Annotated in this window: 15 protein-coding genes; 5 read left to right on the forward strand and 10 right to left on the reverse strand. The window is 44.2% G+C overall.

What is annotated here, in order from left to right:
- Positions 1–17 precede the first annotated feature (17 nt).
- From gltX to B3K91_RS07385, 8 genes are read right to left on the reverse strand one after another with little or no spacing between them, the layout of a single operon-like run.
- Complete coding sequence (gltX, locus tag B3K91_RS07350; RefSeq protein ID WP_214061201.1) at positions 18–1,466, reverse strand: glutamate--tRNA ligase; 1,449 nt, start codon at positions 1,464–1,466, stop codon at positions 18–20.
- Entirely contained in the window at positions 1,459–1,995 is a 537-nt protein-coding gene (locus tag B3K91_RS07355) for an NUDIX hydrolase (protein WP_214061197.1), read from the reverse strand. Before B3K91_RS07355 ends, gltX begins: the two co-directional genes overlap by 8 nt.
- A gap of 1 nt (position 1,996) precedes the next feature.
- Positions 1,997–2,389, reverse strand: a complete 393-nt coding sequence (locus B3K91_RS07360; protein WP_214061196.1) for a cytidine deaminase — start codon at positions 2,387–2,389, stop codon at positions 1,997–1,999.
- Positions 2,343–3,710 carry a hemolysin family protein gene (locus B3K91_RS07365; RefSeq protein WP_214061195.1) on the reverse strand — a complete coding sequence of 456 codons (1,368 nt, stop codon included), beginning with the start codon at positions 3,708–3,710 and terminating at the stop codon, positions 2,343–2,345. Before B3K91_RS07365 ends, B3K91_RS07360 begins: the two co-directional genes overlap by 47 nt.
- A gap of 20 nt (positions 3,711–3,730) precedes the next feature.
- On the reverse strand, positions 3,731–4,198 hold the full coding sequence (locus B3K91_RS07370; RefSeq protein ID WP_214061194.1) for a 23S rRNA (pseudouridine(1915)-N(3))-methyltransferase RlmH: 468 nt from the start codon (positions 4,196–4,198) through the stop codon (positions 3,731–3,733).
- A complete protein-coding gene (gene hutI, locus B3K91_RS07375; protein WP_214061193.1) occupies positions 4,195–5,406 on the reverse strand; it encodes an imidazolonepropionase in 1,212 nt (403 codons plus the stop codon). Before hutI ends, B3K91_RS07370 begins: the two co-directional genes overlap by 4 nt.
- Positions 5,407–5,408: 2 nt before the next feature.
- Positions 5,409–6,323: a glutamate formimidoyltransferase gene (ftcD, locus tag B3K91_RS07380; protein WP_214061192.1), complete on the reverse strand. Its 915-nt coding sequence runs from the start codon at positions 6,321–6,323 to the stop codon at positions 5,409–5,411.
- A 22-nt stretch (positions 6,324–6,345) separates the two neighbouring features.
- Positions 6,346–7,431: an FtsW/RodA/SpoVE family cell cycle protein gene (locus tag B3K91_RS07385; protein ID WP_214061191.1), complete on the reverse strand. Its 1,086-nt coding sequence runs from the start codon at positions 7,429–7,431 to the stop codon at positions 6,346–6,348.
- 225 nt (positions 7,432–7,656) lie between these two features.
- On the opposite strand from B3K91_RS07385, the gene panB reads away from it, so the two are divergent.
- Entirely contained in the window at positions 7,657–8,457 is an 801-nt protein-coding gene (gene panB / locus B3K91_RS07390) for a 3-methyl-2-oxobutanoate hydroxymethyltransferase (protein WP_214061190.1), read from the forward strand.
- A 48-nt stretch (positions 8,458–8,505) separates the two neighbouring features.
- On the forward strand, positions 8,506–9,234 hold the full coding sequence (locus tag B3K91_RS07395) for a biotin--[acetyl-CoA-carboxylase] ligase (RefSeq protein ID WP_292588448.1): 729 nt from the start codon (positions 8,506–8,508) through the stop codon (positions 9,232–9,234).
- Here B3K91_RS07395 and B3K91_RS07400 read toward each other — a convergent pair.
- Positions 9,224–9,448 carry a S4 domain-containing protein gene (locus B3K91_RS07400; protein WP_103133904.1) on the reverse strand — a complete coding sequence of 75 codons (225 nt, stop codon included), beginning with the start codon at positions 9,446–9,448 and terminating at the stop codon, positions 9,224–9,226. The genes B3K91_RS07395 and B3K91_RS07400 overlap by 11 nt on opposite strands.
- A gap of 110 nt (positions 9,449–9,558) precedes the next feature.
- Complete coding sequence (locus B3K91_RS07405) at positions 9,559–10,893, reverse strand: hypothetical protein (protein WP_214061189.1); 1,335 nt, start codon at positions 10,891–10,893, stop codon at positions 9,559–9,561.
- Between the two features lie 241 nt (positions 10,894–11,134).
- Between B3K91_RS07405 and B3K91_RS07410 the strand changes: the two genes are divergently transcribed.
- From B3K91_RS07410 to nusA, 3 genes are all read left to right on the forward strand, one after another.
- Positions 11,135–12,271 (forward strand): ABC transporter permease, encoded by a 1,137-nt coding sequence (locus B3K91_RS07410; RefSeq protein WP_292588444.1) that lies wholly within the window; start codon positions 11,135–11,137, stop codon positions 12,269–12,271.
- A gap of 106 nt (positions 12,272–12,377) precedes the next feature.
- Positions 12,378–12,836 (forward strand): ribosome maturation factor RimP, encoded by a 459-nt coding sequence (gene rimP / locus B3K91_RS07415; RefSeq protein ID WP_292592129.1) that lies wholly within the window; start codon positions 12,378–12,380, stop codon positions 12,834–12,836.
- 21 nt (positions 12,837–12,857) lie between these two features.
- Entirely contained in the window at positions 12,858–13,886 is a 1,029-nt protein-coding gene (nusA, locus tag B3K91_RS07420) for a transcription termination factor NusA (protein WP_214079309.1), read from the forward strand.
- Positions 13,887–13,890 lie beyond the last annotated feature (4 nt).

Below are 13,890 nucleotides of genomic sequence, written 5' to 3' on the forward strand. Positions count from 1 at the left end.
TTTCGGGACCTCTTGTTTTACACAAATCTCAGAGCCTGTTGAAGTCTGTTCAAAGTCTTGTTTCTACCGAGAAGAAAGATAACATCAACAAGTTCTGGCCCTTCATCGGCCGCTGTTAGAATATGTCTCAAGGACATGTAGAACCCCTTTCTATCGGGTTTGAATTCGTTGAGAACTGCTCTGATCGTCCCGACTATTTCATCGTTGTTCCATGCATCAAGATACTCTATTCTGTCTTTGAAGGCCTCAAGAGCCCTATAGATTCCCCTATCGATATCACTAGAGGGGTTGAAGGTAGAGATTTCCGGCTCTTCAAAATAAAGATGCATTTTCTCCGGCACTTCCAATAGGGTTTCCACTCCCTTTCGAACGGAGTCAATTGCCCTTCTCAACCACTTCCTATTGGCGATGACTTCTTCTGAAGACATTAGACCTGCTCTCACAATAAACGGAATCGTCAGATCGGTTATCCTATCCAAATCGCATTCACGAATGTAGACCCCGTTCATCCATCTTGCCTTGGTTTCATCGAAGATTGCAGCGCTCGTATTCACTCTCTCAATCGAAAAGCTTTCGATTATCTCCTCGTGTCGTAAGATCTCCTTACCATCAGGATGTGACCACCCTAGTAAAGTAAGAAAATTGAAGAAAGATTCTGGCAAAAAGCCTTTCTCTCTGAATTGCTCTACAGATGTATCTCCATGTCTTTTGCTCAACTTCTTTCCATCAGGCCCAAGAATCATCGACAAGTGTGCAAAAGATGGTATTGGTGCTCCAAAAGCTTCATAAAGAGCAAGTTGCCTTAGGGTATTAGATAGATGATCATCTCCTCGTAAAACGTGAGAAATCTCCATAGAAACGTCATCAGCAACTACCGCAAAATTATATATTGGTTGACCGTTGGACCGCATTATCACAAAGTCTCCAATTGCTCCCTCTTTGAAAACGACCTCGCCTTTGATTTTATCGGGAAGCCTGTACTCCTTGCGTGGCATGTTAAAGAAGACAACCGGATTAAGTCCTTTGGCTTCGAACTCCGAAACCCTTTCTGGCGAGTTGAAGACCTCCAGCATCTCTTGAGAATAATGAGGTGCCTTTCCTTCCGAAAGCATTTTATCGTGAAGCGCTTCAATGTCTTCAGGATAAGCATAGACATTGTAGGCTAGCCCCCTTTGAAGGAGATCGAATACCATCTCCCTGTAAACTTCTCCTCTTTCACTTTGTCTATAGGGCCCAAAGGACCCACCCACATCGGGTCCTTCATCCCAGGTGATCCCCAACCACAAAAGTGACTCCATGAGTTGCTCCTCAAATTCCTTTGTGGATCTTGAAACGTCGGTATCTTCAATACGAAGGACGAGCTTGCCGCCGTAATGCTTCGCAAACAGGTAATTGAACAACGCAGTTCTGGCACCACCAACATGAAGGTATCCAGTAGGGCTGGGCGCAAACCTTACTCTAATCATCATCATCACTTTCCCTTCCAGCAAAAGCAAGTAAAATCCCCGAAATACTCTTGCTATCAGTTATTTGTCCGTCAACAATCATTCTGATCGCCTCTCTTGAGTCGATCAGAATCGGTACCACAAACTCTCCTTCATCGGGACAGGGATCCTGAACCCTTTCCACCTCTGCAAGGTAGATATGAATTATCTCATCGGAAAATCCCGGCGAAGTCTCAATCGTAGTCAGTTTGCGTAAGTATCTTGTAACATATCCCGTCTCTTCCAGCAGTTCTCTTCTGGCGCAGTCTTCTGGGTTCTCACCGGCATCAAGCTTTCCGGCAGGTATCTCGAGCATGAACTTCTGAACGGGGAAACGGTATTGCTTCACGAGCAGCAATTTATCATCTACGAATGGAACGACAGCAACGGCACCGGGATGACGAACAACCTCTCTAAACGCCGTAGTACCGTCTTGAATCGAGACGGTGTGTCTTTCAAGATCAAGAATTTTGCCCGAAAAGATTTTCTCCTTTCTTATCGAATGCTCCATCTTACTTCTCCATCTCAAAATGCAGTGGCAGGAGCTCATAGGAAGTAGTTCTCTTGGTTATTCCATCGCCCACTAGAATCACTTCGAAATTGCCAAATTCTGCCATGAACTGTCTGCAGGCCCCGCACGGAGAAGTCGGTTCCTTTCTGTTACTAACTATTGCAATACTCCTGAACTTCCTGTAACCCTGTGAGACAGCCGAAACAATCGCAGATCTTTCGGCACAGATGGAAAGTCCATAAGAACTGTTTTCTACATTGGTTCCAACGAACACTTCGCCTTCCTCAGTAAGCAAGGCCGCACCAACAGGAAACCCTGAATATGGCGAATAGGATCTATCCTTTGCCTCAATAGCTTTCTGAATTAGCATTATCTCCTCTGATCTGTCTTTCATCAACCTTCCTCCTGTCAACAATGAGCCTGATCTTCTCAACTTTATTCTTTCCGGCAGCGAGGATCTCAAAAGTAAAGCCATTAACAATTATCTTCTCTCCGACTTCCGGAAACCTTTCAAGTACTTCCAGAAGATAGCCTCCTATTGTCTCAAACTCAGTATCTGGAAAATGGTGCTCAAGTTCTCTCTCGATATCATTTATTGGTGTCATTCCGTCAACAATGAACTCGCCTTCTCCTAGCCTCTCTATCATAATCTCTTCGGACTCTTCGTCATACTCATCCAGGATCTCACCGGTAAGCTCTTCAATTACATCTTCCATTGTTATTATCCCTGCTGTCCCGCCATACTCATCGATAACTACCGCGAGATGATTCTTCTTCTCTCTGAATTCTCTTAACAGATCATCGACTTTCTTCGTCTCGGGCACGAAATACGGGGCTCTCATAATTTCCTCGACACTAATGCTATGCAGGACATCGTTATCCTTCCTATCGAGTATGAAATTTAGCAGATCTTTCGCGTAGCAAACTCCGACAATTCTATCAATGTTTTCTCTGTAAATAGGATAGCGAGAATAGCCTTCCGATTCTACTAATTCCATTAGGTCAATTAGCGGCTTTTCCTCTTCAAGTGCAACGATTTCCACCCTTGGAGTCATAATCTCCTTCACCGAGATGTCCTTCAATTCGAGCGTCCTTTTCATAATCATTCTCTCTTCCGACTGAAGAACCCCTTCTTCATGGCCGGCATCGACGGCCGACCTGATCTCGTCTTCGGTTATGAAGGGAGCAAAATCGGCTTTCTTACCTCCAATGAAGACTATGAAGAAATTCGAGATGCGTAACAGAAGCCACAAAAGAGGTTTCAGAATCATCGTGATTACGGAAATTACCGTTATCATTTTTCTAAAGAGTCTTTCAGAGTTTTCTCTTGCAAAGATCTTCGGAGTGATCTCTCCAAACACAAGTATTAAGAATGTCATAACTCCCGTAACAAGCGCTGCGGCAATCCCTGCGGAGTTGCTCGGAAGGAGCTGCAGTGCAAGCAAGGTTGCGAGTGATGAAGATAGTATGTTCACAACATTGTTCATGACAAGTATAGCCGTAAGAACAGAATTAGGGTTCTCTACGAAATACCTAACAGACTTGCTGAACCGCTTTTCTTTGTCATCCATGAGATCACGTAGCTTCAATTTGCTCATCGACATGAGAGCCGTTTCAGTTCCAGAGAAGATGCCCGAAAGATAGAGAAGGAAGCCAAGCAGTGCCAGATTCAGTATAAGCGAAACAGGGTCCCCGCTACTAGTAGGGTCTTCCACTTCTTATTTGCACCTCCAAATCAATAATGATACGGTCTGTTGTCAAGAATAGTATGTGCCCTGAAAAGCTGCTCCAAAAGAATTAGAACGGCCATTTCATGCGTAAATGTCATTCTTGACAAGGACAGCTGTTGCCAGCCCTTCGATAGAACCTCTTCACTAAAACCCAAGGGTCCCCCAATGAAGAAAGTCGGGCTGCTTACTCCTATATTTTGCCATTTTTCAAGCATTCGTGCAAACTCTTCCGATGAGCGATGTTCTCCTAGTTCGTCAAGAAGGAGTATCTTGTCGCTCGAGTCGGCAATTTTCAAATACCTCTTGCCTTCTCTCTCTTTGACAATCTCCTTGTTCCTGGAGGTGTTGCCTCCTAGAGGGAGATACTCAATATCAACTTTACCAAAGCTGCTGAGCCATTTTCTATACTGGTCGATACCCTCAACAACAAAACCCGACTTTGGCTTCCCCGTTGCAAAAATCCTGATATTCATCTTACTTTCTTTCCGCTCTTGATTACTCCCTTTACGAGATCTCTAGAGAAATTGTAGACGATTTCACTGTAATCCTTCACCTTCAGAAGCAGCAAATCGGCATCGTATCCTTCCTCTACTCTACCCTTTCTACTCTCAAGACGCAAAGCGTATGCGCTATTCACAGTGTAAGCATTTATCGCTTCTTCTACGGAAAGACCACAACGCGAAACCGCCAAGAATATTATTAAGAAAGGGTTATAGATGTTGCAGGAACCGGGATTGAAGTCTGAGGCTAATGCAACTATAGCTCCCCTATCTATCAATTCGCGACCTCGTGCAAAATCCTCATTAAGGAAGAAAGATGTTCCAGGCAGAAGAGTGCAAACTGTATCGCTCTTCGCCAGGAGTTCTAATGTCTCATTGTCTGCGGAGATCAAGTGATCGGCGGAGGTGGCTCCAAGCTCAACCGCTAACCTTCCGCCTCCTGATGATGAAAGTTCATCCGCATGGAGTTTCGTCTTGAACCCCATTTTTTTCGCCTTACTCAAATACTTTCGCGACTGCATTTCGTTGAACACACCCTTCTCGCAGAAAACGTCAACCGTATCGGTGTATTCTCCAAGTTCAGAGAACATGTCTGCCATCGAATCCAGAAATTCCTCTTCAGATCGATACTCCTCTGTCAATGCATGGGCACCCAGAAAAGTGGGAATAATGTCCATTGGGTGAATGGAATTCAATGTCTTAAGAACCTTCAGCTGCTTGAGTTCGTTATCCCTGTCGAGACCGTAACCGCTTTTGCCCTCAATAGTAGTAACTCCAAGAGAAAGCATCGCGTCAAGGTATCCCATTGACTCGGCCACAATTCTGGAAGCAGGAGCGCTTCTTACTTCTCTTACGGTTGACCTGATACCCCCTCCTGCATTCATTATGTCCATATAACTCTTCCCAGAAAGCCGCATTATGAACTCATCACTTCTACTGCCGACAAACGGGATGTGGGTATGACAATCGACAAATCCGGGAATAACCACCAGCTGGCTGCCATCAACATACTCGTTCGCCTTCACAAATTCGCTACCGACATAAGTAATCTTGCCTCCCTCGATTGCAATGTTCACACCGCGTTTGATTTCAAGAGAGGACATTTTCTTGCCCCTTAACGGCCCCAATTCTGGAGGTGAAGCAGTCTGCAAGACGTCGACAATTGCCAAATCAACCAACATCTCTAACTATCCTTGTCTGCAATGAAATCCAGCACCTTCTTCTCAAGAATTGAGGAGCTGGAAAATCTCTCGAGCCTAAGATAATGATCAGCAACATCAACAAGTGCCTGAAGTGGAGTAAGTCCTACTATTTCAGATCCTACAATCGGAACTCCGTACCTTTCAGCTTCCAACCTTATCACTTCGAATACCCTGAATAGAGGAGTCTTTTTGTAATTGGTCATGTTCATCGAGATCTGAACCATATTCCTGTCCTCTAGTCTGAAGCCAAGCGCCTTCACATACCGAAATCCTCCGCTTATATGTCTGATTGACTTCGCGATCTTATTTGCGATCTCGATTTTGTCAGTTCCCAAATTCACGTTGAAAGCGATAAGATACTCTCTACAACCTACCGCCACAACACCGGCAGAAGGATGAATCTCTGAAGGACCAAAATCAGGTTTCCACTGTTCGTCAGCGATCTTCGAAGCAAAGTTTTCGAACTCTCCTTTTCTTATGTTTGAGAGACTTACACGCTCCGAACAAGTCGCGGAGTCTTCATACAGGTAGACTGGAATCTGTAGCTCGTCACCAATTCTCTTTCCCAGTTTCTTGGAGAGAGCCACGCATTCCTCCTTTGTCGTATTCATAACAGGAACGAGAGGAATAACATCAGTTGCCCCCATCCTCGGATGTTCACCAGAATGGTTTCTTAGATCGATCAGTTCTTTTGCTTTAAGAGTCATATTGAACAGAGCAGTTTCAACTGCTTCGGGTTCACCGGCAATCGTAACGACAGAACGATTGTGATCAGCATCACTTGAATAATCTAAAACCCATACATTCTTTACCTTACTGGACTCTTCGACAATCTGCTCGACCACATCCAGCCTTCTTCCTTCACTGAAATTTGGCACTGATTCAATGAGTCTCATCTGTACCTCCTCAAACAAACTGCTATTCATGTTCTCTATCGTACTCTACCTCTTTACCTGTGTAACTTTGGACAATACCCAACTGTAGCGCAAATATCATCGATGACGATCCGCCGTAACTTACAAATGGCAAAGGGATGCCCGTGACTGGCAGAAGCCCCAGATTCATTCCGATATTCTCTACCACGTGAAAGGCAAAAACAGCGAATATCCCGCTTAGAACTATTCTACCAAACTCACTTGTGGTTTTTCTGGTAATCGACCAGATTCTCCATAAGAGCAAAGAATACAACACTATAAGCGAAACGGAGCCTATGAAACCCCATTCCTCCCCCAGAACCGAGAAAATGAAATCTGTGTGATCTGCTGGAACGTATCCAAGTCTGTTCATAGTACCCTGAAGCATTCCGGTACCTTTAAGACCTCCAGAACCAATTGCTCTGATTGCCTGAATAGTATTATAGGCGGCACCTGACGCATATTCTTCTGGATTCAGGAAGCTGAGGAGCCTATCCCTTTGATATGGCTTGAGCCCGAACATAAAGACAACTGGAACAACGAAAGCAATCAAAGCAGTCATCGCAATCATCAGTTTATCAAATCTCTTGCTGATGAGAGTAACAAAGTACCAGATTACTACAATTATGATGGTCGAACCGAGATCGGGTTCCAGATAAATCAGACCTGCAAAGATGGCGGCAGAGAGAACACCAAGAGAGAAAAGGCCGTATTTGTTTTTCGCTTCCCTAGAATAGATGAACCCCAAGAAAAGTATCAGAGAGAATTTGGCCAGCTCGGATGGCTGAAAACTGGCGATGCCCAGGTCTATCCATCTTCTTGAACCTTCTCCAGAACCCAAATAGAGAACTGCGACCAAAGTGACCACTGAAGCAAAAATCAAGACAATAGACATACTCTTCCAAAAGTTTCTCTTAATCACATACGCCGTGAAAACGAAGACAGCACAAGAAAGCAGCACCCAAACTAATTGCCTTCCGAACAGATACTCCTCTCTCTCACCAAAAGTTGCGCTAAACAACACGATGAGGCCAAACACCATTATAGAAATCATAAATATTGGAAGTAAAAACTCTGCTCTTCTCCTCATTATGCTCTCCTCTCGCCCGAAACAATTATATATCTTAATTATTCTACTTGAGATTCTAGATGTTGATTCGCCGACAGTGGTCACGTCGTCTCAGATTGCTTTGCTCTGGAGGTAGGCAAAAATGTATAATCTCATTGTTAGGGTCAATTTTTCAAAAAGAGCGAGATATTGAGTATTAGAACCCGAGACAGGCAAATTCGATTTTTGAAGGACGTGAGGTTGATTATGAATGTAAGAGAAATCATTGAATCAAAGGATCAAAGAAAGCTATCCATGGTTTCCGCATACAGTTACTTTGAAGCCAAATTCGCAGAACAGGCCGGTGTTGATTTAATCCTTGTAGGAGACTCCCTCGGAACTATGGTTATGGGCAAAAGAGATACATTATCGGTAACAATGGACGAAATGATCTGGTCTCTTAAATCTGCCCGCAGGGGCTCAAAGCAGGGGTTTATTGTTGCCGATATGCCTTTTGGATCCTATCAATGTTCAAGAGAGAAGGCAGTTGAAAATGTTATTGCCTTTCTAAGGCACGGCGCCAACGCTGTAAAGATTGAGGGAGGTTACGAAACTGCAGACCTGATCAAGTATCTAGTTGATAGAGGATTACCTGTTATGGGACATATTGGAATAACTCCTGAACACGCCAGCTTGGATGGGGAGTACCACATACAGGGAAGAGATGAAAGAAGCATCAAGAGGCTTATTGAATCTGTGAATGATCTCGAAGAAGCAGGCGTCTTTGCGATTCTTCTGGAAATGGTTGTTGAAGACGTTGCCAGGAGGCTGACTGAGGACACGTCAGTACCAACATTCGGCTTGGGTTCAGGGCGTTACTGCAATGGACAGTTTCTTAGATTGCATGATCTTCTCGGCATAAACGACGAGTCGAAACCTAAGTACATAAAGAGATACGCTAACCTGAAAACAGATATCATTGCTGCTCTTTCAAGGTTTGACGAAGAAGTGAAGTCGGGAATGTTCCCCGATGAGGAAAACGCATTTGAGGGTGTTGAAGAGGTTTGAAGGGCGGCGGTTCCAGGCTTGATGATGCGGAAAAGATGAAGTGTTGACATGATGGTAGGAGAGAATGTAGTTTCTTTCTCTGAAATCGATTCGACAAATCGATTCGCTATTGATAACCTGGACAGGCTGCCTTCTGGCTCGGTCATATGGTCACTTTCTCAAACAGAGGGTTATGGTAGACATGGAAGAGCCTGGTATTCAGGTAAAGGTGGATTGTGGTTCTCCGTTGTATTCAAGCCAACGCTAATCAAAGAGCCAAATGAATACACAAAGACCGTCTCTGTTGCTATAGTCGAGACTCTATTGCAGCTGGACTTCAAGTCTGTCAGAATAAAATGGCCCAACGATATCCTCATTAGCAACAAGAAAGTTGCTGGCGTATTAACTGAAGCTGTCTTCACCGGGAACTCGCTCAATGGTATCGTGGTTGGCATAGGCATAAACGTGAACAACGAGATCCCCGCTGAATTGAAGAAGATTGCCACATCTCTTAACTCGGTGAAAGGAACCTACATATCCCTAGAATTGCTTCTTGGCAAGCTCAACAAAAGGATTGAACTTCTGAGGAAGCGATACATCATCAGAGGGAAGAACAAATACTTGACGAGACGTTGGAAGAAACACCTTGCTTTTTCCGAGGGAGACGAAATAACTGTATCCCTACACAAAGAGGAGAAAGTGACAGGTATAATAAAGAGGATCAACCCATCATCGTTACAGATCGAACGAGAAGACGGGGAGATCCTTGATATCAAGTCCGGCGAGCTTATTCTCTAGTTTCCCTAATCACTTCTGAAAGAAATTCTTCTGTGACTCTTACTACAAGAGTCCTATTCGAAAAGCTTATTGAAACGACATCTCCGGGTTTTAGTTCGGAAGATGGTTTCGCCGGAACATTGTTCCTTTCAACATAGCCCTTATCAATCGCTTCTTTTGCAATTACTCTTCGCTTTATTATTCCATTAACCTTAAGAAATTTATCCAGGCGCAAATCAAATCTCCTATAAGTATACGCTTGACTATCTATCTTCAAAAAGGTATAATTATGTCAACGAGATGTTCTTGCCCCCGCCACTCCGCTAAGTGCAGGGGCTCTTTTTTTTACTTGATTACCACAAGGCTTCTGATTACACTCATATCTTCGATGAACTCGCTATTTATAAGCACTCCGCTCTCAATCTCCAATCCCATAAGCCCGGTCAATATGTAGCCGGAATCAATAAAGAGACGCGCAAACCCATCAGAACCTACGAACCCGAGGAGTTTGTTGTATGTTTTCAGTTCCGAGACTACCACTCCATTTTGAAGCTCTTCGTTGGTTCTGATTTCATTCTTCGAAGAAACGTACAACCAACCATCCTGAATCCAAATGTACTGGCCCTCAACAATGAGAACGTCGCCTGAAACCAATACTTGCAGATCGGGATCAGTCTTTTCAATCATAGATCTAGCATCATCTATTGATCCTTTGTACCCTGCCCTAACTACATAAGAATATCCAACTGATTCAGAGTCATCGGAAGCAGTCCCCTGCGTTCCCATAAGGCTTGAGAAGATATCGTCAACCGAGATATTTGCATCGATCATAATCTCGCCTGTCATATCTTTTGAGAAATCTACGAAGCTCACATTACCTATTCTGAGAGCTTCCAACTCTAGAGGAACCAAGCCGAGACCGACAAATTCAAGTTCCGATAGAAAGGAAAGATCGTCAATCCTTGCAAATCCAGAAACAAGTGGGAGGTGGCGCGTAACTTCAAGATCGTCAACAGAGGCTCCTTCTAGAGCAACATGAAACCTCTCTCTGCTTTCTTCAAAAAGAGGAATAGACAATGCCTCTGCAATCAATATCCCCTCCTCATTCCAAACAGAGCCCTTCTGAATAGTGCCTCCCATATCCACGTAGAAATAGCCGAAACCCGGCGAGAGATCAGACTTAACCAGAGAGAGGTTGTATCCCTTTCCAACCATCGAATATGCCTCGATGTCGCCAATGTAAAGGTACTCTTGATCCACGGCAATACTCAGTTTGATATCAGAAGGCAGCAACTGTGGAAGCAATTTCTCAATTGCCGTCTTCACAGTTCTGGGGTTTGATATCGGGCCAAGGATTGCTATCACGCGATCTAAGCCCTCTGAATCCACCCATGCGGCCAGCCCAAAATCTCCATCGAAAGCCCTAAAAATATCCTTCGGATCAAGACCATTATTATATGCCAGCATCTCAACGTACTGAGCAATCAGCTGTTCTATGGCCAGCTGATTGAGCACCATATCAAATAGAACTGTTTGCTTCGAAACTTTGTAATTATCATTTAAGTGCTCTACTACCAGGACGCTCTGTGACGACACTGGCAGTCTCTCAGCCATGGAATCAACACTAGCTAGTGATAGTGCTCCGACAACAAGTAAAACAAGCACCGTCAATTTCTTCATTTATTCACCTCCAAGATCGTACTCTGATTTTAGACGACTGAACAGCCTGAACTGTTCCTGGTGTGATTCTACCACTAGATAGTTGTGTAGGTGTGACTGCCATCCTCGTTGTGACTTCCAAACTATGAGTGTAGTAATTGGCAAAAGAAGGTCTTGAGCTAATGATTCTAATTGGTATATAGTATAATGATTGTTGTCAAACGTGATTTGGTGCCAAGACCTAGAAAGAGAGGAGCGTTGCTTGAGGTTTCTGAAGCTTGTCCAAAATGATCTTCTTCTCATTTTCAAGTCAAGAGCTTTTCTTCTGATGCTGGTATTGCTGCCGGTAGTTCTTGCATCAATCTCTTCCATAACTTCCGATACGGGAGGTTACTCAAACTTGAGGATAGGTATTGTAAATGAAGACAAGACATTTGTAGGGCTTTTTTTCGTACAGTACGCTACATCAATGCTTAAAGGCGAAAATATCGTCCAGCTTTCAAGCAGGAGTGAAATCGACTCCGTAATCGATGATCTAGATGGTGTCTTTGTTATTCCAAGGGGATTTGCAAACAATCTCCTTTTTCAGGAACCGTCGGAGCTAATCTTCATTCCCAATCCCGGTTCGATGCAGACTGCGGTTGCAATCTATCAAGTGATGAGCAACGTATTGAGAGAATTCAAAGCTCTCCCCGTTGTTGCAGATCCAGAATTCATGAAAACAGTGGATATCGACCCGAATTATGTGGCACCCTCTCTCTCCGTCGAAGGGATAACCGAATCAAGACTCAGTTTCTCTTCCCTTCTCTTTCCAATAGTCCTGGTTACGACGATAATGTTTGTTTCAACAGTCGGAGCCGCAACGGGAATCTTCGAGGATCGCAGAAGTGGAGTGATTGACCTTCTACGGCTTTCAAACGTTGGAGCAATAGAGTATACAGGAGCCAAGGTTTTGAGTTTCACGGTTTTTTCCACAATACAGGTTCTGATATTCATAACTGCTGGAAGCCTTTTTGGGCTCCAGATAGCCTCTAATCTCTTTCTCTACATAGCGGTAATTGAGGTATTCATTGTCCTTTTCACATCCATAGGGATTCTGATCGGCACGATTTTCAATTCTGCTAGGAGTGCGCAGCTTACATCTGTTTCTATTGTTACGACCGTGCTAATTCTCAGTGGAATCCTGATACCTCATTCAATGTTCCCCGAATGGCTTGAGATCTTCAGTAAAAACCTTCCCGTAACATCTCTTCTCGTAGCGCTTCAAGGCATCTCGATGCTAGATTTCAGTCTCTCCAAGGTGATTGTTCCTTCCGTTCTGAATTTCTCACTGGCAGTTATAATAGTTCTTCTTGGCGGAATTGTGGTAAGGAGAGAGGACATATCACTAGCAGATTAGGTCGTTGACTGCTGCTGACAAAAGAGTTATAATTGCTTTAGTTGAAATGCTCCCAAAGGGAGAGGGCTTGTTTTGCCCTCTATTTTTTATTATGGTGGTGTTGTTTGTGGAGGACCTGAAGAAAGAGTTGCTCGCACTGGCAAATGAAGTCGCAAACAACCTGGGGTATTCGATCTATGACTTAGGTCTCTCAAGAAGAGGAAAGAAGAGACTGGTGAAAGTCACGATCGATAAGCTGGACGGATATATCTCAATAAGCGACTGTGAATCGTTTTCGGCCGAGTTTGATAGAGCACTTGATTCAGCGGACCTCGTTCCCTTCTCTTATGATCTGGTAGTCGAATCCCCGGGGCTTGAACGTGCATTAAGAGATCTTGATGATTATGTCAGATTCACTGGAGAGAAGGCAAAGATTATACTCAAGGAACCCGTTGAAGGGATTTCAGTTGTGATTGGAAAGATCGTCTCGTGCCAAGGTGAAGTTGTTACTGTCGAGAGCTCTGAGAACGGTAAAGAGATAGCATTCCACTTTTCAAATGTTAAGCGTGCTAACCTAAAACTATGATTTGGATGGTGAGGTGTTCATATGAATCTCAATCTCTTGGAAGCCCTTGACCAACTGCAGGACGAAAAGAGTATCGAAAAAGAAGAGGTCATTGATATACTTGAGAAAGCGCTGCAAAGTGCCTACAAGAAGAATTTTGCTTCGGAAAGCGATGTCGATGTGAGAATAGACAGACTCACAGGTGACATTGAGGTTTTCGAAAGACTTGTTGTTGTTGATACAGTAGAGAATCCTTCTTTGGAAGTAACTCTGGAAGAAGCTCTCAAGGTAAACTCTGCCGCTGAGATAGGCACCGCAATTGAGAGAAAGTTGAATATCAAGAAGTTCAAGAGAATCGCTGCACAGACAGCTAGGCAGGTGCTAATTCAGAAGATCCGTGAAAAGGAAAAAGAAAACCTGTTCGATAAGTATGTAGATATGAAAGGCACAGCAACCACTTCTGAGATATTGAGAGTCACTTCCGAATGGGTTGACCTTCGAATAGGAAAGTTAGAGACCAGGATTCCCACAAAGGAACTAATTCCTGGAGAACAGCCGAGGCTGAACTCTCTGATGAAGGTCTTTGTTGTGGATGTTGCGAGATCTGCAAGAGGTCCTCGTTTGCTTGTGACGAGACGTACACCTGAATTCGTCATCGAGCTGCTCAGACTTCAGGTTCCAGAGATCGAAAGCGGAGATGTGACAGTCAAAGCAATAGCTCGAGAGGAAGGGGTCCGGTCTAAGGTAGCTGTCTTCAGCGATAATACCAAGGTTGATCCCGTAGGAGCCTGCATAGGGGAAAGCGGTGCAAGAATTGCCGAGGTTCTTCGCGAGATAAAACCCGAAAAGGTCGATATCCTAAGATGGAGCAATGTTCCGGCCGAACTAATCGGCAATTCGATTGCACCAGCCTCCGCTTTAGAAGTGAAAATTGTGAATGTAGAAACCCACGAGGCGGTGGTTTACGTTTCTCCAACACAATTATCTCTAGCAATTGGAAAAGGCGGGCAGAACGCGAGACTTGCCGCAAAACTGACAGGCTGGAAGATCGACATAAAGCCCATAATGTAACTCA

It is taken from the genome of Mesotoga sp. UBA5847 (assembly GCF_002432735.1).
In the GTDB taxonomy this organism is placed as follows: Bacteria; Thermotogota; Thermotogae; order Petrotogales; family Kosmotogaceae; genus Mesotoga.